16 protein-coding genes, 4 tRNA genes and 3 pseudogenes are annotated in these 20,593 nt (G+C 70.9%); 10 read left to right on the top strand and 13 right to left on the bottom strand.

Annotated elements, in window-relative coordinates; genetic code table 11:
• Positions 1 to 153 precede the first annotated feature (153 nt).
• Together ACFYUV_RS05005 and lanL are read right to left on the bottom strand one after the other, a co-directional pair.
• Positions 154 to 1,935, bottom strand: coding sequence for an ABC transporter ATP-binding protein (locus tag ACFYUV_RS05005; protein ID WP_387664974.1), 1,782 nt, complete (start codon positions 1,933 to 1,935; stop codon positions 154 to 156).
• Positions 1,936 to 2,196: 261 nt separating this feature from the next.
• Positions 2,197 to 4,863, bottom strand: coding sequence for a class IV lanthionine synthetase LanL (lanL, locus tag ACFYUV_RS05000; protein ID WP_387664971.1), 2,667 nt, complete (start codon positions 4,861 to 4,863; stop codon positions 2,197 to 2,199).
• 414 nt (positions 4,864 to 5,277) lie between these two features.
• On the opposite strand from lanL, the pseudogene ACFYUV_RS04995 reads away from it, so the two are divergent.
• Positions 5,278 to 5,479: pseudogene (locus tag ACFYUV_RS04995) on the top strand (transposase); the annotation flags it as partial.
• Between the two features lie 168 nt (positions 5,480 to 5,647).
• Here ACFYUV_RS04995 and ACFYUV_RS04990 read toward each other — a convergent pair.
• Positions 5,648 to 5,722, bottom strand: a pseudogene (locus tag ACFYUV_RS04990) (hypothetical protein); the annotation flags it as partial.
• Positions 5,723 to 5,992: 270 nt separating this feature from the next.
• Positions 5,993 to 6,541, bottom strand: coding sequence for a hypothetical protein (locus ACFYUV_RS04985; protein WP_387664968.1), 549 nt, complete (start codon positions 6,539 to 6,541; stop codon positions 5,993 to 5,995).
• A gap of 212 nt (positions 6,542 to 6,753) precedes the next feature.
• Here ACFYUV_RS04985 and ACFYUV_RS04980 point away from each other — a divergent pair.
• A pseudogene (locus ACFYUV_RS04980) lies at positions 6,754 to 7,200 on the top strand (tyrosine-type recombinase/integrase); the annotation flags it as partial.
• Positions 7,201 to 7,373: 173 nt separating this feature from the next.
• Here ACFYUV_RS04980 and ACFYUV_RS04975 read toward each other — a convergent pair.
• A tRNA-Val gene (locus ACFYUV_RS04975) sits at positions 7,374 to 7,448 on the bottom strand.
• Positions 7,449 to 7,899: 451 nt separating this feature from the next.
• On the opposite strand from ACFYUV_RS04975, the gene ACFYUV_RS04970 reads away from it, so the two are divergent.
• The gene (locus tag ACFYUV_RS04970) at positions 7,900 to 8,316 is read left to right on the top strand and encodes an SsgA family sporulation/cell division regulator (RefSeq protein ID WP_020547189.1); all 417 of its coding nucleotides are present in this window, start codon (positions 7,900 to 7,902) and stop codon (positions 8,314 to 8,316) included.
• Positions 8,317 to 8,376: 60 nt separating this feature from the next.
• Here ACFYUV_RS04970 and ACFYUV_RS04965 read toward each other — a convergent pair whose 3' ends face one another.
• Positions 8,377 to 8,997 carry a DUF305 domain-containing protein gene (locus ACFYUV_RS04965; protein ID WP_387664965.1) on the bottom strand — a complete coding sequence of 207 codons (621 nt, stop codon included), beginning with the start codon at positions 8,995 to 8,997 and terminating at the stop codon, positions 8,377 to 8,379.
• A gap of 82 nt (positions 8,998 to 9,079) precedes the next feature.
• On the opposite strand from ACFYUV_RS04965, the gene ACFYUV_RS04960 reads away from it, so the two are divergent.
• Complete coding sequence (locus tag ACFYUV_RS04960; protein WP_387664963.1) at positions 9,080 to 10,462, top strand: LVIVD repeat-containing protein; 1,383 nt, start codon at positions 9,080 to 9,082, stop codon at positions 10,460 to 10,462.
• A gap of 47 nt (positions 10,463 to 10,509) precedes the next feature.
• Here the strand turns inward: ACFYUV_RS04960 and ACFYUV_RS04955 are convergent, their stop codons facing one another.
• From ACFYUV_RS04955 to ACFYUV_RS04945, 3 genes are read right to left on the bottom strand one after another with little or no spacing between them, the layout of a single operon-like run.
• Complete coding sequence (locus ACFYUV_RS04955) at positions 10,510 to 11,340, bottom strand: aminotransferase class IV (protein WP_364338114.1); 831 nt, start codon at positions 11,338 to 11,340, stop codon at positions 10,510 to 10,512.
• On the bottom strand, positions 11,337 to 12,287 hold the full coding sequence (locus tag ACFYUV_RS04950; RefSeq protein ID WP_358285607.1) for a chorismate-binding protein: 951 nt from the start codon (positions 12,285 to 12,287) through the stop codon (positions 11,337 to 11,339). Before ACFYUV_RS04950 ends, ACFYUV_RS04955 begins: the two co-directional genes overlap by 4 nt.
• Before the next feature lie 29 nt (positions 12,288 to 12,316).
• Positions 12,317 to 13,234 (bottom strand): LysR family transcriptional regulator, encoded by a 918-nt coding sequence (locus ACFYUV_RS04945; protein ID WP_387664958.1) that lies wholly within the window; start codon positions 13,232 to 13,234, stop codon positions 12,317 to 12,319.
• A 21-nt stretch (positions 13,235 to 13,255) separates the two neighbouring features.
• Here ACFYUV_RS04945 and ACFYUV_RS04940 point away from each other — a divergent pair, with 21 nt between their 5' ends.
• A complete protein-coding gene (locus ACFYUV_RS04940) occupies positions 13,256 to 14,449 on the top strand; it encodes a Rid family hydrolase (protein WP_387664955.1) in 1,194 nt (397 codons plus the stop codon).
• 7 nt (positions 14,450 to 14,456) lie between these two features.
• Here ACFYUV_RS04940 and hutH read toward each other — a convergent pair whose 3' ends face one another.
• From hutH to ACFYUV_RS04925, 3 genes are read right to left on the bottom strand one after another with little or no spacing between them, the layout of a single operon-like run.
• Positions 14,457 to 16,007 (bottom strand): histidine ammonia-lyase, encoded by a 1,551-nt coding sequence (hutH, locus tag ACFYUV_RS04935; protein ID WP_387664953.1) that lies wholly within the window; start codon positions 16,005 to 16,007, stop codon positions 14,457 to 14,459.
• A 15-nt stretch (positions 16,008 to 16,022) separates the two neighbouring features.
• Positions 16,023 to 16,730, bottom strand: a complete 708-nt coding sequence (locus ACFYUV_RS04930) for an ArsR/SmtB family transcription factor (protein ID WP_387664951.1) — start codon at positions 16,728 to 16,730, stop codon at positions 16,023 to 16,025.
• 44 nt (positions 16,731 to 16,774) lie between these two features.
• Positions 16,775 to 17,326, bottom strand: a complete 552-nt coding sequence (locus ACFYUV_RS04925) for a hemerythrin domain-containing protein (protein WP_387664948.1) — start codon at positions 17,324 to 17,326, stop codon at positions 16,775 to 16,777.
• Positions 17,327 to 17,438: 112 nt separating this feature from the next.
• Between ACFYUV_RS04925 and ACFYUV_RS04920 the strand changes: the two genes are divergently transcribed.
• The 5 genes from ACFYUV_RS04920 to ACFYUV_RS04900 all read left to right on the top strand — a co-directional run bounded on the left by ACFYUV_RS04920 (position 17,439) and on the right by ACFYUV_RS04900 (position 19,573).
• Positions 17,439 to 18,638: a hypothetical protein gene (locus ACFYUV_RS04920; protein WP_387664946.1), complete on the top strand. Its 1,200-nt coding sequence runs from the start codon at positions 17,439 to 17,441 to the stop codon at positions 18,636 to 18,638.
• A gap of 153 nt (positions 18,639 to 18,791) precedes the next feature.
• Positions 18,792 to 18,863, top strand: a tRNA-Gly gene (locus ACFYUV_RS04915).
• Positions 18,864 to 18,878: 15 nt separating this feature from the next.
• Positions 18,879 to 18,949 (top strand) — tRNA-Cys (locus tag ACFYUV_RS04910).
• Between the two features lie 7 nt (positions 18,950 to 18,956).
• Positions 18,957 to 19,031 (top strand) — tRNA-Val (locus ACFYUV_RS04905).
• Between the two features lie 110 nt (positions 19,032 to 19,141).
• The gene (locus ACFYUV_RS04900; protein ID WP_387664943.1) at positions 19,142 to 19,573 is read left to right on the top strand and encodes a nuclear transport factor 2 family protein; all 432 of its coding nucleotides are present in this window, start codon (positions 19,142 to 19,144) and stop codon (positions 19,571 to 19,573) included.
• Positions 19,574 to 19,747: 174 nt separating this feature from the next.
• Here ACFYUV_RS04900 and ACFYUV_RS04895 read toward each other — a convergent pair whose 3' ends face one another.
• Positions 19,748 to 20,581: an alpha/beta fold hydrolase gene (locus ACFYUV_RS04895; RefSeq protein WP_387664941.1), complete on the bottom strand. Its 834-nt coding sequence runs from the start codon at positions 20,579 to 20,581 to the stop codon at positions 19,748 to 19,750.
• Positions 20,582 to 20,593 lie beyond the last annotated feature (12 nt).

The raw sequence follows: 20,593 nt of genomic DNA, 5'->3' as shown, positions 1-20,593 counted from the left end.
GCGGACCAGCCCCTCCCCCGAGACGCGGAGCATGCACTTGTTGGAACCCCTCGTAGGGGCGATGAGGACCGCGGTCGTAGCCATCTCAAGGACGTGTGCAGCTCAAGCCCTGTGCGACGGGTTCGACGCGGTGCGGGGCGCAGGGCGGAGTTCTCATGCGACGCCGGTCTGGGCGCGTACCATCCGCGCGTACCACCCGTGGCGGTCGCCGAGCAGGTCGAGGCGATCTCCGTGTTCCGCCACCCGGCCGCCGTCCAGGGCCACGACGGTGTCGAAGGACTCCAGGACGCCGAACCTGTGGGTGATCATCACCGTCGTCCGTCCCGCCCGCTCGGCCAGGATCGCCTCGACGACCTCCAGCTCGGTCATCGGGTCGAGGGCGGAGGTGGCCTCGTCGAGTACCAGCACCGACGCGTCGGCCAGGAGCGCGCGAGCCAGGGCGATGCGCTGTCGTTCGCCGCCGGACAGCAGCGCTCCCCGCTCTCCCACCAGCGAGTCGTAGCCGTCCGGAAGTGCCGTGATCCGCTCGTGGACGCGGGTGAGCCGGCAGGCCCGCACGAGATCGTCCGCGGTGGCGTCGGGGGCGGCGTACCGGAGGTTGTCGGCGATCGACCCCTGGAAGAGGAAGGGCTCCTGGGTGGCGATGCAGACGCGTCCGGGTGACGGACGGGCGATCTCTGCCCCGTCGACCAGGACCGACCCCTCGGTGGGCGGGTGCAGGCCGGCCAGCAGGTGGCCGAGTGTCGTCTTGCCCGAGCCGCTCGGGCCGACGACCAGCGTGGTGGATCCGGCCGGCAGGGTGAGATTCACACCGTCCAGCGCCGGACGGTCCCGCTCCCCCGCGGCGTACCGGAACACGACCTCATGGACGGCGAGCGCGCCGGGCCCGGAGGCGAGGTCCGGGGGTGGCTCGGGCCCGGGCTCCGGCTCGGGCTCGGGCCGCATGTCGAGGTAGTCGAAGACCCGCTCGAAGGCTCCTTGGGCGGAGCGGAAATCGGTGGAGATGTGCAGGAGTTGCCAGAGGGGCTGGTAGAGCCTGGCCTGCAGCACGGTGAAGGCGACCAGAGTGCCCGGGGTGATCCCGTCGGACAGGCCCGCCGCCACGAACACCAGGTACGGGGTCAGCACGAAGAAGACGTGTCCCGCGCTCAGCACCCCTTGGGCCACCAGCCCGGACCGCACCCCGAGCCGGATCAGCCGCCGGCTCTCCGCGGCGAATCCGCCGGCCTCGTCCGCGCTTCTGCCGTGGACCCTGGCCAGGATGACGGCGCCCAGGCACAGCCGCTCCGCCACGATGGCCGACAGTTGTGCGCGGGAGCGCTGGCTGACCTCCGACAGGCTCTTGAGCGCTCGCCCGGAGCGGGAGGCCACCCAGACGACGACGGGTGTGAGGATCAGGGCGGCACCCGCGAGCTGCGGGGACAGTGCCACCATCGCGCCGGCGGCGGTCACGAATCCGAGCACGCCGGACAATGTGCTGGGCAAGGTGTCCTTGACGGCGTTCTCGATCTGGACGGTGTCGTTGGCCAGCCGCGACTGGATCTCGCCGCCTGGTGTCGCGGCGAAGAAGGCCAGCGGCATGCGCTGGAGACGGCCGAACAGCTCCACGCGCAGCGCGTGCACCACTTGTTGCGCGACGCGGGCCGACACCCACGTCTGGCCGAGGTCCACCACGCCCACCGCGCAGGCGGTGGCCGCCGCCAGTCCGGCGATCAGCGCGAGCAGCGGCAGGTCGGGACCGCCCGCGCCGAACAGCGCCCGGTCGAAGACCAGCTGGGTCAGCAACGGGACGGCGGCGTTCAGTGCGGAGTAGGCCACGACGAGCAGGACGACGAAGCAGATGGCGAGCCGGTGCGGCATGAACAGCCGTACGACCCTGCGCCAGGTCCCGGGGGCGGGAGGCTGCTCCGAATCGAAGCGGGAACGATCGTGCACGGGCCGGGCCTGTCCTTGTCTCTTGACCGAACGCTGTCGACCAGACGTCTGGATCGAACAGGGCCCCGCCCGCCCGGGTCCGGGCGGGCGGGTTCGGCTGTCAGTTGTCGGTGCAGCCGAAGTGCTTGATGCAGTTGGTCAGCCGGAGCGCCTCGTTGGCGCCGGGCTCTAGCTCCTGGAGCGCCTGCAGGTCCTCGACGTCGAAGGACATGGTCGTCACCTCCTTGTGAATGCCGGGGCCGCCTGTGGTGCGGCCGTCTGTCATCGCCGTCCCGCTGCGGGAGCGGCGAGTCTGGGGGCCTCCTGCGGCATCCACAACCGGGCGCACCGGTCGCGCAGCCGGAGGAGGAAAGCGACGATCCCCGCCGTACCGGCGAGAAAGGTCGGCGGGAAGTCTCCCTGGGGGCCGGGGACGAGCAGGCGGCCGCGACGATCGGTCGCGCGCAGCTCCAGACATCCGGCCAGATCTCGCGCCCACCGCCGGTAGCGGTCGTCCCCGGTGAAGTCGGCCATGTCGAGCAGGAATTCACCGTCGCCGGGCAGCCCGTGGCACGGCACCGGCCCTGACTGCCATCGAGTACGGTGCACGGCCGCCGCGGCCTTGCGCGCCAGGTCCAGCGCGGACGGGTCGCCGGTGGCACGCCAGTACCTCACGAGGAAGGAGCCGATCCCGGAGGAGCCGCTGCACCAGTACGGCCGGCGCGGGCGCACCGTGGACAGGTCGCCGCGCTGCGTCGGCCACCAGGCGGTGTCGCCGTCCACGTCGGCGTGTTCGCGGAGGGTGCGGGCGATCTCGTGGACGGTCGCCGTCCAGTCAGGCCGGTGGAGGGCCCGGCCCGCGTGGAGCAGCGCGGTCCCGATGCCGGCGATGCCGTGCGCGAAACCGAAGTGGTTGGCCCCGGCCAGCCCCGAGTCGAACGTCTGCGGCGTCGGCCACTGCGGGTGGCCGTTGCTGTACGACCGCGCCTGGTGCAGGTTCTGGAAGGCCTCGGCGGCCCGGTCCCGTAGCGCGAGATCTCCCGAGGCCAGGGCGATGTGCAGGAGCGCCGTGCCGCATCCGGCCAGTCCGTGCGTCATGTCGGAGCTGGGGTGGTCGGTCGGCAGCCGCCGCGCTGTCCGCACCGCGAACCGGGCCAGCTCGGCGTCGCCCATGGCCGTCGCCGCGTCGTACAGCGCCCACACCGCGCCGGAGCGCCCGAAGTGCAGGCCGGGCGGCCAGACGTCCTCGGCCGCCAGCCGCCGCCTCAACCAGCGGGCGAGTTCGGCGGTCGCCGGGACGTGCGGTTCGGCCCGCGTCAGGACGCCGAGAACTCCGGCCGCGCCGCCGTTGACCGAGCACGGATCGGCTTCGACGCCGTCGGCGGTGTCGGGCCACGGCGAGGGGGCGTCCTCGCTCGCGTCCATCGTCTCCACCAGGTGCGCGATCCCGTCGTCGATCAGGCGGCCGATCCGCCGCGGCGTCCGGGACCGGTGGTGGGGAGCGGCCCGCTCCGGGGCGAGCGCGGTGAGGAAGCGGAGGCACCTGTCCAGCGACCAGCGGCGCTCCGGCACCGTCGCCAGCAGGCCCTCCACCAGCGGTCGCAGCAGAGCGAGCGTGGGGTTGGCCGCTGCGACCGCCGCCACCCTGGCCGCCTGGTCGGGGCCCGGCGGGTCCAGGTGGGCCCCGACCGCCAGGAAGTACGCCATGGCGCCGAGGCTGTAGAGGTCGGCGGCTGCGTGCGGGGCGGGCCGGAACTCCCCCGTGTGGCCCGCCAGCTCCGGGGCGAGGTAGCCGGGGGTCCCGCCCACCATGACGGTGGTGCCCGGCACGGCCGCGTGTTCCAGGTCGATGAGCCGTAGCTCGCCGCCGGGCGAGATCATCACGTTGTTCGGCGACAGGTCGCCGAACACGTAGCCTCGCCCGTGCAGCGTCTTCAGCGACGCGATCAGGCGGCTCATGACGGGCAGGACCTGCGCCGGCGCGCTGCCGAACCCGTCCTCGCCCAGGGGGCAGGCATTCTCGTCCGACCAGCGCTGCAGCGTGATCCCCGGCACGAACTCCTCGACGAGGAAGGTGTGGCCGCCCTGCTCGAAGAAGTCCACCACGGCCGGCGTGATCCCGGCCGTGGCGAGGTCCTCCAGGCAGGAACGTTCGGCCGCGATCCGATCCCGCGCGTCGCGGCCGCTCAGATCGGCGCACGCGTGCGGACGCCCCTCCTTGACGACGACCTCGTGGCCGGTGGCGGTGTCCTCGGCGAGGTAGACGCCGCCCCGGTTGGCATGCCGTACGGCCTTACGGACGATGAACCGGCCATTGAGCATCACCGCAGACGCCCGCGGGCGCCCGCTCACCGCCGGAACCTCGAACGGGCAGATCGCGAACGGTGGCGGGGAGAAACTCGGCCGCCGTTCGTCGGGAACGAGCCGGCCCTCCGGAGAACGCAGCCGAATCTCGTAGAACCCATCGTTGCCGAGCACACGATGCCCGCTGAAGGCGCCGTAGCGGTAGTGGACGATCCCGCCTGCCCGGTACGGACGATCGGAAAGGATCACCGGGCCGGGAAGTCCCCGGGTGACGTCATCGAGCAAGGCGGCCAGGCGTACCGACTCGGCGTCGTCGAGGGGATAAGCGGTGATGAACTTCCCGGCCTGCGCCCGGCTGCAGTGCGGTTCGAGGAATTTCCAATAGTCGCTCAGCCGGGCGGGGAACTTGAAGGCGCAACGGGCCTCGGTGAGCACTCGCGAGACGCGGGCGAGCGCCACCGGGGCGGAGAGCATCGTCGCGGAGACGTGCAGCTTCCATCCCTGGTCGGGCATCGGGTAGACGTCGGGAGTGACCTTGCACCACAGGTCGTCCTCGGCGATCGACCACTCCCGCGCGGCCGCGCGCCCGAGTTCGGCGGTCACGATGTCGCGCAGAATGGCCGGGTCTTCCGAATGCGTGCCCACGTAACCCGCTTCCGCTGTCGCCGCTCTCCTGCGAACCGAGAGTCGCTAAATGCTCTTGCAGATGAATGGGAAATGAATTGAATGCGAGGTGAAAGCTGGTTTCCCGGCCGAAGGGGAGCGTGACCCGCTTTATCGGTCGCATTTATTTGCCTTTTTTGTTCCGTCCGTTGAATGACTCTCGAAGCGGGTTCACGGCGTTCCGGGGCAGCCTGGATCCTGGATTCAGGTCCCGTGCTCTTCGGCATCGCATCCGACACGGCATCGACCTCGGCCGCCCCGCCGATCGTGTTCGTTGGAGCGTTGAGCGCGGCGTCCAAGGACACGTCGTCCACGGCGAGCCGCACTCACGGCGTGCCCCTGGATGCCGCCCACAGCCGGCTCGGAACCAGGCTCGGACACCGTCAGGACGACCCGGCCGAAGACGGCGCCGACCGGCTGGTCATCCTGCGCACCCTGACGGCGCGCGGCCTGTCCGGCATCCAATTGGTCGTCTCCGACGCCCACCACGGGCGGGTTGGAGGCCGTCGGCGCCGCCTCGCCCGGCGCGGCCTGGCAGCGCCGCTGCACCCACTACCTGCGCAATCTGCTCACCACCGTGCCCAAGTGGCCTGCGGTTCTGTCTCCAATGCGGCGATGCGGCGATGCGGCGATGCGGCGCTTGGCGGCCACCAGCTCGGCCTGCTCGCTGCTGGTCAAGCCGGGCTCCAAGCCGCGATCGATGCGGGTCTTGCCACCGCCAGGTATAGATCGTCTGAGTGTTGATCTCCAGATCGTGCGCCAGGTCGGTGACCTTACGCCCCGCCTCGAGAAGGTTTAGCACCTTGCGCGGGAGCTCTGGCTGGTAGCCCCGTCGTCCCATGCCACTTTCCTCTCATCAAGTGACGCTTGATTCCAGTAACCCACCTCTCCGCATATTGACAAGGTGATCAGGCGTATTTGCTCCTCAGGTCCACATTTGGCGGGCACTCATGTGCATGGTCACGCTGCGGCGGGCCTCCCTGACGTCAGTCAATTTGTCACTCAATCTCTCGATCCCCGGCTGCCGTAGTCTCACCGAAAGAGGTAGTGGGTCAGCTAGGCAGCCTTTCGCCCGGTAATAGGGGTCATGGAGTCGGCTCCCCTTGGCCAATCACGGCTCGGCCCGTTTCAGGTCAGCGTGCAGGCCGTGTTGCACACTGCGTATCTTGACAGTGGCCCGCTGGAAGCGGTTGTTGTCCCACTGCGCCCGCGGGGCCAGCACGTTCCAGATCAAGGACGCCAAGCCGGCGACCAACGCGAGCGCTCCGACTGCGTGCCCGGCCAACGCCAACCCCAAGCCGACGGCGGCGCACCCGTATCCCAGGGCGCCGCTGACACGCAGGATGAGGACATGTCTTCGGGTGCCTCCCAGGGCCGGAGAGAGCAGGAGCACGACCCCGAGCATCGGCGCGAACGTCACCACCGCCACCCACGGGGACCAGGTCGTCAGGAACGGGGTGACCAGGACGGACGCCGCCGCGACGGACAGCACCACGCGCAACCGCATTGCGTCCCGGTCCTGCTCCGCCAGCGGCCCAGTCAGCGGCCCGTGCAGGAACTCCCCCAACGCCCAGGCCACCACCAGTTCCGCCAGGATCAACAGGAGCACGTTCGGCCACGCCACCTGGACGCTCGCGTCCGGTTCGGCGAACAACGTCATGCACCACAACGCCCCGAGATCACCGGCGGCCAACGCGACCACCACCGGGACGGCCAGCGCGGAGAGGTAGACGCTTGTGGCTATGAGGGCGGGAATGCCGGCACGGTGACGACAGATCGCGTGACACCTCCCGGAGGACGGAAGGTGACGGGGCGCCTCACCCTAGTGAGCCGGGCACTCGCAATCATGCGCGGGCCTCACCGGAGGTCGGCGTGACGATCGGCCCCATTGCCTTGATCCAGGAAGGGAACCTGAGTGGTGTGTGCCTCAGCTCGAACGGTTGGGAGCACGAAGACTTCGCCGTCCATGTCTGGCGGTCGGTGCGTGCCGGCGGGAACACCAAGGCTCCCAAGTCGCGCCGTACGCTCCGGCTTCCCCGTCGATGCGTTCGGGCCCTGGTCGCGCTCTGGGATCATCTGAACGTCCGTGGGGCAGCCCCAGGCCAAGGTCAGGATGCGGGACTGGTCTTCGCCACCCGGAACGGCACCATGATGAGCGCAGGCAACGTGCGTCGCGAGTTCCGCCGGGTGATCACGCGGGCCGGCCTGGTCGGTGCCGACCGGACGCCTCGGGAGATGCGGCACAGCTTCGTGTCACTGTTGTCCGCAGACGGTGTCCCCATCGAGAGCATCGCGCGGCTGATCGGACATGCCAGCGGATCAGCAGTCACCAAGAAGGTCCATCGGCACCAGATCCAGCCCGTCATCCAGGAGGGCGCGACTGTCATGGATCGATTCTTCCCTGGTGACGCCCCTGAGCGGGACAGTCACCCAGCCAGTCACCCGAAAGATCAAAAGGGCCACTTCCCATGTTGGGATGTGGCCCTTGACCTTGGTGGGCGATACTGGGATCGAACCAGTGACCTCTTCGGTGTGAACGAAGCGCTCTCCCGCTGAGCTAATCGCCCGCCCTGTCGGCGCCTTGCGGTGCTGACGGGGAAAACCATACCGCACTCTCGGGGTGGTGGCGAAACGGAGCGGTCGCGGGGCGATCTTCGGGAGCTCCTGGCACGAGGGATTCGAGCGAAAGGCGGCGGTTGCCCATCGGCGTGGTGGGTCGGTGTCATACCATCGACGTGTCCCGGAAGACACCGATCGCGATCTTTTCGGTAGAAACGTTCTTGGTCGAGCCCGTCGGGGCAGGCTCTACAACAGCAAAACCCTCGCAAATACGACCCGATTGATGCCGTTTAGCCAGGTAGATGCCTAAATGTCCAGCTGTGATGTGCGTTACAGAAGGCCCTTGAGGCGGAATCTTTCCTACAGGTTTCTTCGTTCCGCGTCATAGCTCAGGACGAAGTCCGTCAGAGCAGTGAAAGCCCCGAAGAGGGGACCTACGACGAAAAGGTTTGGCTGACGATGAACAGCACCACCGTCTCCGCCGAGCTTGGCCTTCGGCTAGTGGTCCCCGACCGTACTACCGTCCCCCTGCTCGCCGGACTGAGCTACACAGCCGACGATCCGTATGCCATCCGCATGGCCTTCCACGTAGGGAACGACGAGCCGGTCGAGTGGATCTTTGCTCGTGAACTGCTGACCGTAGGCATCGTGCGGCGGGTCGGCGACGGCGACGTGCAGGTATGGCCCGCACGCGCCGATGGCGAGCGCACCCTGCACATCAGCCTCACCTCGCCGTTCGGGCAGGCGCTCTTCGAAGTGCCGCTGGCCCCCCTCACGGAGTTCCTCCACCGGACGTACGAGAAGGTGCCCGCGGGGCGCGAGACCGATTTCATGGACCTGGACGCCGAGCTCACCAACATGCTCTGGCCGTCCTGAACCGTCGCCATCCGAGGCCCCGGCGTCCACCCCGACGCCGGGGCCTCGGCATGCGCGGCGTCAGGACGGGAGGGACGGGAGCGTGGTCGCGGCCTGGCGCATGCGTTCGATCTCGATGCTCTGGCCGGAGTAGACGTCCCTGGCCAGCAGGCGCATGCGGTAGTCGCGGCCGCCGGCCAGCTCCTCCCCCGCCATCTTCACCGCGCCCTGGTGGTGCCGGGTCATCAGGCGCAGGAACAGCTGGTCGAACGCGGCCCCCCTGGCCCCTCGCAGGGCGTTCAGCTGCTGTTCGGTGGCCATGCCGTAGCCGGCCGCCGCGCCGTGGTCGTGGCCGGCGGGGGCCGGGCGGCCCAGTTCGGCTAGCCAGACGGTCATGGACCTGATCTCGGGGGTCTGGGCGGCGGTGATCGAGCGGGCGAGCGCGCGGATGACCGGGGTGGTCGTACGGGCCTCGACCAGGGAGGTCATCTCCAGCGCCTGCCGGTGGTGCGGGATCATCGCCTCGGCGAAGCGCACGTCGGCGGCGAGGGTGGGGGCCGGGCTCGGGCCGACGCGTTCCCCGGGGGTCGCCGTCCGGGCCGGGGCTCCGGGGCCGGCGGGCACCAGGACGGGGGCGTCCGTCCCGACGACCGGGATGTCCGGGGCAGGCGGCTGAGAACAGGCCGAAAGCGCAAATGTCATCACAACTGTGATGGAGATCGTACGCGGCCACCAACGTGCTGGCATAACTTCCATAGTGAGCCACGAGAGATAAAGGGGACGCGTGTTGATCTTCGCCAAGTTGCGCGGAGCGGTGTTGTGCGCGGCGTTGTTGCTGGCCTCGGCGTGCGCGGCGGAACCGCCGTCGGCCGGTGATCCGGGGCCGGCCTCCTCGCAGGAGAACGGCACGGCGTCAGGCACGGCGTCAGGCACGGGCGAGGTGCTGACCAGCGCCAACGTCAAGCACGTGGCGAACGTCCCGCGCTCCGGCCCGTTCGCCGGGGACGACAACTTCAACACCGACCTGGCCTTTCAGGGCGATTACGCGTTCGTCGGGAACTTCGCCGGGTTCACGATCTATGACATCAGCGACCCGGCCAAGCCCAAGACGGTGAGCCAGGTGTCCTGCCCGGCGCAGCAGAACGACGTCAGCGTGCACGGCGACCTGCTGATCCTCTCGGTCGACGAGCCGCGCGGCAGCGCGGGCTGCGATTCCAACGAGGAGACCCGCGACTGGGAAGGTCTGCGCCTGTTCGACATCAGCGACAAGAAGCGCCCGCGCTACGTCGGCGCGGTGCTGACGGACTGCGGCTCCCACACCCACACCATGGTTCCCACCGACGACAAGCTCTACGTCTACGTCTCCTCTCCCGGCCCCGAGCCGGACTCGCGGACCTGCTCGCCGCCGCACCAGAACATCCAGATCGTGGAGATCCCGCTGGACGACCCCAAGTCCGCCAAGGTCGTGGCGCAGCCGAACATCTTCCCCCAGGAGCAGAACACCGAGATGTTCGCCGGCTGCCACGACATCACCGCCTACCCGGAGAAGAAGCTCGCCGCGGCGGCCTGCTTCGGCGACGGCGTGCTGCTCGACATCTCCGACCCGGTCAACCCACGGGTGATCCAGCAGATCCGCGACACCGAGAATTTCCAGATCTGGCACTCGGCGACGTTCAACAACGACGCGACGAAGGTCGTCTTCGGGGACGAGCTGGGCGGCGGCAGCCAGGCCACCTGCGACGCCGGCACGCCGCGCACCAAGGGCGCCGACGCCGTGTACGACCTGGTGAACGGCAAGCTGGAGCGGCGCGGCTACTTCAAGATCCCGCGGAACCAGGAGCCGGACGAGAACTGCGTGGCCCACAACGGCTCGCTGATCCCGGTGAAGGGCAGGGACGTCATGGTGCAGTCCTGGTACCAGGGCGGGGTGTCGATCTGGGACTTCACCGACTCGGCCAACCCCAAGGAGATCGGCTTCTTCGAGCGGCGTCCGTACCCGGAGGGCGGCATCGCCGGCTCGTGGTCGGCCTACTACTACAACGGCTACATCTACTCCAGCGACATGCGCGAGGGCCTGGACGTGCTGCGCATCGACGACCCGATCACCGATCCGGCCAAGCAGGTGAAGATGGACGAGTTCAACGTCCAGACGCAGAAGTCGTACTGAGGGACGAAGGGACAGGGCCCCGGAGGCGGGGCCCTGTCGAGGGCGGGTCAGGGGTTGAGGTCGGCGGCGGCGCGCTCGGCGAAGATCCGCATGGCCTTGGCGGTGATCGGGCCGGGCGCGGTGGGCAGCTCCGTCCGGTCGACCAGCCTGATCGGCTGGATGTCGCGGGTGGTGGAGGTGAGGAACGCCTCCTCGGCCTCGTACAGGGCCTGCAGCGGGACGTCGGTCTCCTCGCCGCCGCACCATTCGAGCACCAGCGCGCGGGTGACGCCGGCCAGGCAGCCGGAGGCGAGCGTGGGGGTGATCAGGCGGCCGTCGCGCACGATGAAGATGTTGGAGCCGGTGCCCTCGCACAGGTCGCCCGCGAGGTTGCCGAAGATCGCCTCCCCGGCGCCCTGGTTCTTGGCGTGCAGCAGGGCCTTGGCGTTGTCGCCGTAGGAGGTGCTCTTGACGCCGGACAGCGCGCCGCGCTCGTTGCGCGGCCAGGGGACCACGGCCACGTTGGCGGTCTCGGGGAACGGCTTCTGCTCGTCGACGATGACGATCGAGGTGGTTCCCTGGTTGCCCCGGTCGGAGCCGAGCGGGCCAGGACCGCTGGTGTAGGTGATGCGGATGCGGCCGAGCGGCCAGGCGGGGGCGGCCGCCAGCAGCTTGCCGACGCCTTCGGCGATGGCCTCGACGTCGGGCTCGGGCAGGTCCATGCGCTGGGCCGAGAGGGTGAGCCGGTCGAGGTGCCGGGTGAGCGCGAACGACTCGCCGTCGACGATCTTGATCGTCTCGAAGACGCCGTCGCCGACCATGAGCCCGTGGTCGAACACGGAGACGGTCGCCTGCGCGGGGTCGATCAGTTCCCCGTTGACCCAGACAGGGATGTTCATGCGTTTCCTCCTGAGGATGCCAGTGAGATGAGCCTGGACGCCTTCAGCTCGGTCTCGGACCATTCACGCGCGGGGTCGCTGCCCCACGTGATGCCCGCGCCGGTGCCGAAGCGGATCTCGCCTGCTGAGATCCAGAATGTTCTGATGCCCACGGCCAGCGCCGCCCTGCCCCGGTCGGCGTCGACCCAGCCCACGGCACCACAGTAGGGCCCCCGGGGGACGGGTTCGAGCTCATTGATGATGCGCAGAGCGGACGACTTGGGCGCGCCCGTGACAGACCCGGGCGGGAAAGTGGCGGCGAACAGCTCCGGCCAGCCCGCTCCTGGCGCGAGCCTGGCCCGCACGGTGGAGACGAGGTGGACGAGACCCGGATGCTCCTCGACCGCGCACAGGGAGGGCACCTCGACCGAGCCGACCGCCGCGACCCGGCCCAGGTCGTTGCGGACCAGGTCGACGATCATGACGTTCTCGGCGTAGTCCTTCTCCAGCAGGTCGGCGGCGGTGACGCCGGTGCCCTTGATGGGGCCGGACTCCACGACGTCGCCCTCGCGCGACAGGTAGAGCTCCGGCGAGGCCGACACCACGCTCAGCCCGGGCACGTCGACGACGGCGGCGTACGGGGCCGGGTTGCCCTCGGCCAGCCGCGCGGCCAGCGCCAGCGGGTCGGCGCCGGGCGGGACGGGGGCGGACAGGACGCGGCAGAGGTTGGCCTGGTAGACCTCGCCCCGCTCGATGTGGTCGCGGATCGCGCGCACGCCGCGTTCGTAGGCGGCCCGGTCGAGCGAGGTATGCCACTGGCCCGGATGTGGACCGTGCCAAGGGCTCCTGGGCGAGGGCAGCGCGGACGGGCGCACGCGGTCGAAGCGGGCGCAGGTCGCCGTGCCCTCGTAGTCGACGACGACGGCCCACCAGCCTTCGCCGTCGAGGGCGGCGAGGTCGGTCGTCACGTCGCGGAGTCCGGTGGCGAGATGACCGTTTAAGTGGGCGAAACCGTCGTACACATCTCCCATTGTCCCAGCATCTCGACCAGTTGCAGCGCGGAGGGCAGGGGAACCTCGGGAAGGGCCGCGTACACCGTGCGGACGGGGGTGGCCTCGCGCAGCGGCTTGAGCACCAGGTTCGGCGGCACCGCCCGCGCGGCCAGCTCGGGCACCAGCGTCACGCCGAACCCGGCGGCGACGAACCCGAACTTGCCCGACCATTCGGCCACCCGCAGCCCGCCGCGCGGCGTGAACCCGGCGGCGGCGCACGCGGCCACCAGCGGCGTCGGCTGCCCGCGTGGCGCGGCCTCGATCCAGCTCTCCTCGGCCAGGTCGCGCAGGTCCACGTCGGGCTCGGCGGCCAGCGGGTGGCCGGCGGGCAGCGCGACGAGCAGCCGGTCCTGGCAGAGCCGGACGAGCCGGGCGTCCTCGGCGGGCAGTCCGGCCGGGTAGTCGCTGATCACGGCCACGTCGAGCGCCCCGGCGTGCAGGCGTTCCATGAGCCGCGAGGTCAGCGCCTCCGTCATCCGCAGCTCGACGCCGGGGTGGGCGGCCAGGAAGCGCTTCAGCGTGGAGGGCATGAGGTCGACGTTGGCGGTGGCGAACGCGCCCACGCGCAGCGTGCCGCCGCGCCCGGAGTGGATGGCGGCCAGTTCCTCGCCGGCGCGGGCCAGCCGGTCGAGCACGGCGACGGCGTGCCGGTGCAGGGCCGTGCCGGCGGGGGTCAGGCGCACGCCGCGCGCCAGGCGTTCGAACAGGGGGCCGCCGCCGGCCCGTTCCAGCGCGGCGATGCGCCGGGAGACCGCGGACTGGGTGTAGCCGAGCAGCTCGGCGGCGGCGGTGAAGGAACCGCTCCTGGCCACCTCGTCGAAGAGGCGGATGGCTTGGAGGTCGAAGGCATTCGTCTCATGCATGGCTGCCATGCAATCTAGTCGGTGGTGGAATACCTCGCATCCCTGTTCACTGTTCCCGTGATTGCATTTCTCGGACAGGGACGCATGGGCGTCCCCATGGCTCGGCGACTCGTGGAGGCCGGGCACAAGGTGACGACGTGGCGGCGCGGGACCGGTGTGACGGCCGCCGAGGCGGTGGAGGGCGCGCAGCTGGTGATCAGCATGCTCAGCGACCCGGCGGCGGTGCGCGAGGTGCTGACGGCCGCGCTGCCCGGTCTGCGGCCCGGCGCGACGGTGGTGGAGATGTCCACGATCGGCCCGGAGGCGGTGCGCGAGCTGCGGGAGCTGCTGCCCGCGTCGGTCGCGCTGGTGGACGCGCCGGTGCTGGGCAGCGTGGGCCCGGCGGCGGACGGCTCGCTGGTGGTGCTGGCCGGGGGCGACGTGTCGGGCTGCCGCGAGGTGTTGTCGGTCTTCGGCGGCGTGCGCGAGACCGGGCCGCTGGGGTCCGGCGCGGCGATGAAGATCGCCGTCATGAGCGCGATCGTGCCCGCGCAGGTGCTGGTCGCCGAGACGCTGGCGTACGGGGCGGCGCACGGCGTGGACCGGGACACGCTGCTCGACGTGCTGGCCGGCACGCCGCTCGGCCAGGTCGCCGAACGGCTGCGCACGCCCGCCGCCGAGACCCGGTACTCGCTCGGCCTGGCCGCCAAGGACCTGGAGCTGGCGGCGTGGGAGGGCGCGTCGATGGCCACGGCCGCCCGGCGACGCCTGCAGGAGGCGCGGGCGGCCGGGCTGGGCGAGCGCGACCTGACGGCGGTGGCCGAGCACGTCGGGGGCGCCCCGGCCGCGCGCGCGGTGCCGCTGAACCTGTCCACGATCCCGGCCACGAACGGCGCGTACTCGCACGCCGTCCGGGTCGGCGACATGCTCTACGTCTCCGGCCAGGCCGCCTTCGACGAGCAGGGGCGCGTGGTCGCCCCCGGCTCGCTGAAGGACCAGGCCGAGCACATCTTCGCGGTCACCACGCGCATCCTGGCCGACCAGGGCGCGACCTGGCAGGACGTCGCCTTCATCCGCACGTACCTGACGGACATGGACGACATCCTCCAGCTCAGGGACGTGCGCAACCGGTACGTCACCGGCACTCCCCCGGCCAGCACGACCGTCGAGGTGTCGAAGCTGTTCCGGCCGGGGCTGGTGATGGAGATGGACCTGATCGTCGCCCTCCCCCGCTGAGCCGGGGTTAGTCGAGCGGCCCGGTGACCGACTCCACCGCGGCCACGACGCCGCCCTCGGCCACCAGCCGCACGGCGGACTCGATCTCCGGCGCGAGGAAGCGGTCGGGGCCCGGCGCGGGCACGTTCTCGCGCAGCGCCCTGACCACGGCCGCGGTCGCCGGCGCGGGCTCCAGGGGGGCGCGCAGGTCGAGCGCGCGGGCCGCGGTGAGCACCTCGACGGCCAGCACCCGCGTCAGCCCGTCGATCGACCTGCGCAGCTTGCGCGCCGCCGACCAGCCCATGGAGACGTGGTCCTCCTGCATGGCCGAGCTGGGGATGGAGTCGACGCTGGCGGGCACGGCCAGCCGCTTCAGCTCCGAGACGATCGCGGCCTGGGTGTACTGGGCGATCATGTGGCCGGAGTCGACGCCGGGGTCGTCGGCCAGGAACGCGGGCAGGCCGTGGTTGCGGGCCACGTCGAGGAAGCGGTCGGTGCGGCGTTCGGACATCGAGGCCAGGTCGGCGGCCACGACGGCGAGGAAGTCGAGCACGTAGCCCACGGGCGCGCCGTGGAAGTTGCCGTTGGACTCCACCCGGCCGTCGTCGAGCACGGCCGGGTTGTCCACGGCGCTGGCCAGCTCCCAGCCGGCCACGGTGGCGGCGTGCGCGATCGTGTCACGGGCGGCGCCGGCGACCTGCGGGGCGCAGCGCAGCGAGTACGCGTCCTGGACGCGGGTGCACGCCTGCGGGTCGCGGTGGCTGGCCATGACCCCCGAGCCGGCCAGGATCCTGGTCATGTTGGCGGCGGACCTGGCCAGGCCGGGGTGCGGGCGCAGGGCCTGGAGCTCCGGCATGAAGACGCGGTCGGTGCCGAGCAGCGCCTCGACGCTCATCGCCGCGCTGATGTCGGCGGTCCTGACCAATTTGGTGAGGTCGGAGATGGCCAGGATGAGCATGCCCAGCATGCCGTCGGTGCCATTGATCAGGGCCAGGCCCTCCTTGGCGGCCAGCTCGACCGGCTCGATGCCGGCCTGCTTGAGCGCCTCCCCGGCGGGCCGGAGCTCCCCCGCGGCGTCGCGGACGACGCCCTCGCCCATCAGCGTCAGCGCCACGTGGGCCAGCGGCGCGAGGTCGCCGGAGCAGCCGAGGCTGCCGTACTCGTGCACGACCGGCGTGATGCCGGCGGTGAGCAGCGCGGCCAGGGTCTTGGCGGTGCCCGGCCTGATGCCGGTGTGGCCGGTGGCCAGGGTGTGCAGGCGCAGCAGCATGAGCGCGCGCACCACCTCGGTCTCCACCTCCGGGCCGCTGCCCGCCGCGTGCGAGCGCACCAGCGAGCGCTGGAGCTGGGCGCGCAGCGCGGGGTCGATGTGCCGGGTGGCCAGGGCGCCGAACCCGGTGGAGACGCCGTAGGCGGGCACGGGGCTCTCGGCAAGTTCGTCCACCCGCTGGCGGGCGGCCGCCATGGCGGCCACCGCGTCGTCGGTGAGCTGGACGGCGGCGCCGTGGCGGGCCACCTTGATGACGTCGTCGAAGCTCAAAGGCTCGGGGCCGACGTTCACGACTCCGTTGTCGCGCATGATCGTCTCTCTCGCTTAGGTAACCGGCGTACCCGATGTTAGCTCCTTACTCGGGAAGATCGCCGCCAGCCCCTCCCTGCCCTCGTCGGTGAGGACCACCGCGCGCGGCACCGATCCGCGCCGGTACCAGCCGCGTTCCAGCAGGACGTCGGTGATCGCGGCGCCCAGGGCGCCGCCGAGATGCGACCGGCGTTCGGTCCAGTCGAGGCATTCCGAGGCGAAGCGCCGCCTGGTCCTGCGGGCGCCCTCGACGTCCACACCCAGGCCCGTCAGCAGCCGTTCGCCGTCGGAGGTGAGGTCCTGGCGGTCGTAGAAGCCGCCGTCCCTGAGCCGGTCGAGCAGGGCGACGCCGGCGCGTCCGGCCAGATGGTCGTAGCAGGTGCGGGCCTCCTCCAGCAGGCGCGCCTGCCGGGACTGCCGCAGGGAGCGCACCGGCGGGCGGGCGCTCACCCTGGCCAGGGTCTCCAGCACCTCGGCGATCTCGTGCCCGGCCAGCCGGTAGTAGCGGTGGCGGCCCTGCCGGACGACGTCGACCAGGCTGCCGTCGAGCAGCCGGGCCAGATGGGCGCTGGCGGTCGCGGCGCTCACCCCGGCGACCCTGGCCAGCTCGCCGGCGGCAAGGGTCCGGCCGCCGAGCAGCGCGGTGAGCATGGCGGCCCTGGTGGGGTCGGCGATGAGCGCGGCGACGGGCGCGATGTCGGCGTCACGGGCGATGTGCTCCATGCCCCCGACGCTAACGCACCGACATTTCGTCCGGGGACGAAGTGTCAGCCGCTCCCCAGGGCCTTCCTGATGATCTCGCGGGCCCGGTCCATCAGCGCGAGAGGCGTGCCGATCAGCACGTTCTTCGTCGCCGACTCCACGCCCGGACGCGGCCGCAGCGGCCCGACCGCCTCGGCCGCCCGCACCGCCGCCGCCATGGCCCGGCGTTCCACGACGGAGGTGCTGTGGCGCAGCTGGGCGAACTCGTAGCGCTCCTCGCTGCGGGCGTGCATGGTGACCGCCGTGCGCAGCTCGGCCAGCTTCTCCCAGAACGCCGGGTCGTCCACGCCCGCCCGGTCGATCTCGACGAGCAGCCGCTTGGCCCGGTTCTCCTCGGCCAGCCGGTCGGCCACCACGCCGGGGCCGCCGTCCACCTTCCTGCGCGCGTAGGGGTGGACGATCTCCTCCTCGGCGGTCTCGTGCACGGCCAGCAGGCGGATCAGCCGCTCGAACGCCTCCTCCACCCGTTCCGGCGGCGCCTGCTCCACCTCGTCGAACAGGTCCCTGATCTGGCCGTGCTGGGCCATCAGCACGTCGATGACATCGTGTTCAGCCACGTCCAGCGGCCTACCCGGGCGCCGGTCGGGCACGCGCCTCCTTACCGAACGCGGATCGTTCGGCGACGCAACGCGGAGGTTGCCCCACCAGGCCGCGGGTAGGCGCAGCGACATGGCCTTCGACCCACTTCAGGAGCGGGGCATCCCGCTGGACGAGCAGCTGCGCGACTGGCGGGAGCTCGACGTCTCGCCCATCGATCCCGACCACGCCGACCCGTACACCCGCTGCCGGATCATCACGATGAACGGCATCGAGACCGAGGCGGTCCTGTTCAGCCACCAGCTCGCCCGCCACTGCACCGACCTGGAGCTGAAGCGGCAGCTCGCCCAGGTGCGCCACATCGAGGCGCAGCAGCAGAAGGCGGTCAACTGGCTGCTGCCCGGCGTCGCGTCGGTGCTGGAGACCACCATCGCCTACGAGCAGGTCGCGGTGGACCTGACGGCGTGGGTGGCGCGCATGGAGCCGGACCCGTACCTGACGCAGGCGTACCAGTTCGGGGTGCTGGAGGACTTCGACCACCTCTACCGGTACGCCAACCTCTACGAGATGATCGAGCACCGCAAGGCCGAGAAGATCGTGGACGGGGTCACCGAGGTCATGCCGGGGCGGCCGACGTACCTGCACCACCGGGACCCGGTCGACAACGTGCGCGAGCCGTACGACCGGCACCGCACCGAGCCGCTGTCGAAACTGCACGCCCTGACCGTCATGGCGGCCGAGCAGCAGACCATGAACTTCTACATGAACGTCGGGCCGCTGGCCATGGAGCCGATCGCCCGGCAGCTCTACCAGGAGATCGCCATGGTGGAGGAGGAGCACGTCACCCACTACGAGTCGCTGGTCGACCCGGGCGAGAGCTGGTGGGAGATGCTGCTCAACCACGAGTACAACGAGTGCTACCTCTACCACTCGTTCATGGAGACCGAGTCCGACCCCAGGGTGAAGGCCGTCTGGGAGCTGCACCTGAACATGGAGATCGAGCACCTGCGGCTGGCCTGCGAGCTGTTCAAGCGGTTCGACGGGCGGGATCCCGACCAGGTGCTGGCTCCCGAGCTGCCGCCGCCGGTGACGTTCGAGCCGAACAAGGCGTACCTGCGGGAGCTGCTGGCCACCCAGATCGACTGCACCACGCTGGGCACCGGGTACGTCCAGGAGGCCCACGAGCGCTTCACGCGCATGCAGGAAGCGGTCCTGGGCGGGGAGAAGCCGCCGTCGGAGCGGGTCATCGACGACAACCGGGCGGTGTCGGGGCGGGAGTACCGGCTTGAGACGGAGGGGCCGCATCCGGCGGGCATGCAACTGGGCCGCTGACCCCGCCGTGCCCTCCTTGCGCCTCCGCCCCGGGTCCCGCCCCGGGGCGCGGCCGGGCCGCACCTGGGACGACCTGCGCGGAAGCGCTCCGGTTTGGGGACTCGGCGAGGATTCGCTAGAGTTCTCTCGTCGCCCGGCACGAGCGGGGCGCACGCGGAAGTGGCTCAGTGGTAGAGCATCACCTTGCCAAGGTGAGGGTCGCGGGTTCGAATCCCGTCTTCCGCTCGGAGCTTCCGGCTCGGTGGCGTGGCCGAGAGGCGAGGCAGCGGCCTGCAAAGCCGTCCACACGGGTTCAAATCCCGTCGCCACCTCTACGAAGGACGATTAGCTCAGCGGGAGAGCGCTTCCCTGACACGGAAGAGGTCACTGGTTCAATCCCAGTATCGTCCACCATCTCTCATCAGCCAGGTCGGCGGGTCGCCGGCCTGGCTGATGCTTTTTCGCGCCCCTTCCCCGGCGCGGGGGCCTGGCGCTTGTAGCAAGCGTTTGGTTCGATCAGGGGCATGGACGTTCAGGAGATCGCCGACCGTCTGGAGATCACCGACCTGCTGGCCCGGTACTCGCGGGCCGTCGACTCCGGCGAGTGGGACCTGCTCGACGAGGTGTTCAGCCCGGAGGCGGTCATCGACTACCGGTCCGCGGGCGGGATCAGGGGCGGGCTGGCGGAGGTCAAGAGCTGGCTCGCCGAGGTGCTGCCGCACTGGCCCGGACGCCTGCACCTGATCGGGGCCCCGCGGATCGTCCTCACCGGAGACGAGGCACGGGTCAGCGCGCCGTTCACCGACACCCTCGCCCCGACGCGCGACATGTCCGCGGCCGACGCCAAGGGGTTCCTGCACGGCGGCGGCTGGTACCACCACCGCCTGCGGCGTACCTCCGGCGGCTGGCGCAGCCAGGAACTGGTGGAGGAACAGAGCTGGCGCACAGCCCGGTGACCCCACTCCCGGACCCCGGGCCGCGACGGCCTCCTGCCCCGCCCGCCTCCCGACCGCCCGGTCCCCTGGCCCGCCGCTTCCCGACGGCGCCGTCCCCCGGCCCGACTGCGTCCCAACGCGGCCGCCTCCCGAGCGGGCGGCTTCCTGGTTTGGCCGCTTGCGGGCACGGCGGGCTCAGTGTGGCTGTTCGGGGTGGGTTGTGGTGAAGGCGAGGAGGGGGATGGCGGTCTGCTGGGGGTCCTCCAGAATGGGGGTGTGGCCGAGGCCGGGCAGGAGCTCGATCTCGGCCCCCGGCACGACGCGGTAGCCGGACGCGGACGAGGCGCGCCACCGGCGGTCGTCCGCGCCGAAGATCACCAGCAGCGGCTTGCCCAGGGGCGCCAGCCGCTCCGGGAGCGGCCGTTCGTGCAGGTAGTCGCGGGTGCCCTGCATGGTCGCGGCGAGCGTGTGGAGGGTCATGCATCGCACCTCGTCCAGCAGCTCGTCCGGGGGCTGGTAGCCGGGACGGCTGAAGCCCGGGCTCGCGAACAGGCGGATCTGCTCGTCGGTCGGCGGCCACTGCGAGGGGGCGAACGCGGCCGACGCCGGGGCGATGAAGGCGTCCAGGGCAGGCCCGGTGTTGATGAGGACGAGCGCCGTCACCAGGCCGGGACGCTGTTCGGCCAGGGCGGTGGCGACCGCGCCGCCGCTGGAGTGGCCCGCGACCACGGCCTCCCGCACGCCGAGCCGGTCCAGCGCCTCGCCGACCCGGCGTGCCTGGTCGGGGGTGGTGTAGCCGCGGTCGTCCGGTTTGGCGGAGCGGCCGTGGCCTAGCAGGTCGATCCGGATGACGCGATGGGAGCCCGTGAGCAGGGGGACCATCTGGTCCCAGGAGCGGGCCGAGGACGCCGAGCCGTGGATGAGGAGGAGGGCGGGGGCGTCGCGGGGGCCGTCCTGGCAGACGTGGAGGTCGCCGTCGTCAAGGGAGAGGATCGTGCTCTCGGTGGTGTCGCCGTGGGAACTGGTCATGAGGCCACTGTG

It is taken from the genome of Nonomuraea sp. NPDC003560 (assembly GCF_042878785.1).
Taxonomy (GTDB): Bacteria; Actinomycetota; Actinomycetes; order Streptosporangiales; family Streptosporangiaceae; genus Nonomuraea.
The sequence above is the reverse complement of the archived record's forward strand: the minus strand, read 5'-3'. Positions and strand labels throughout refer to the sequence as shown.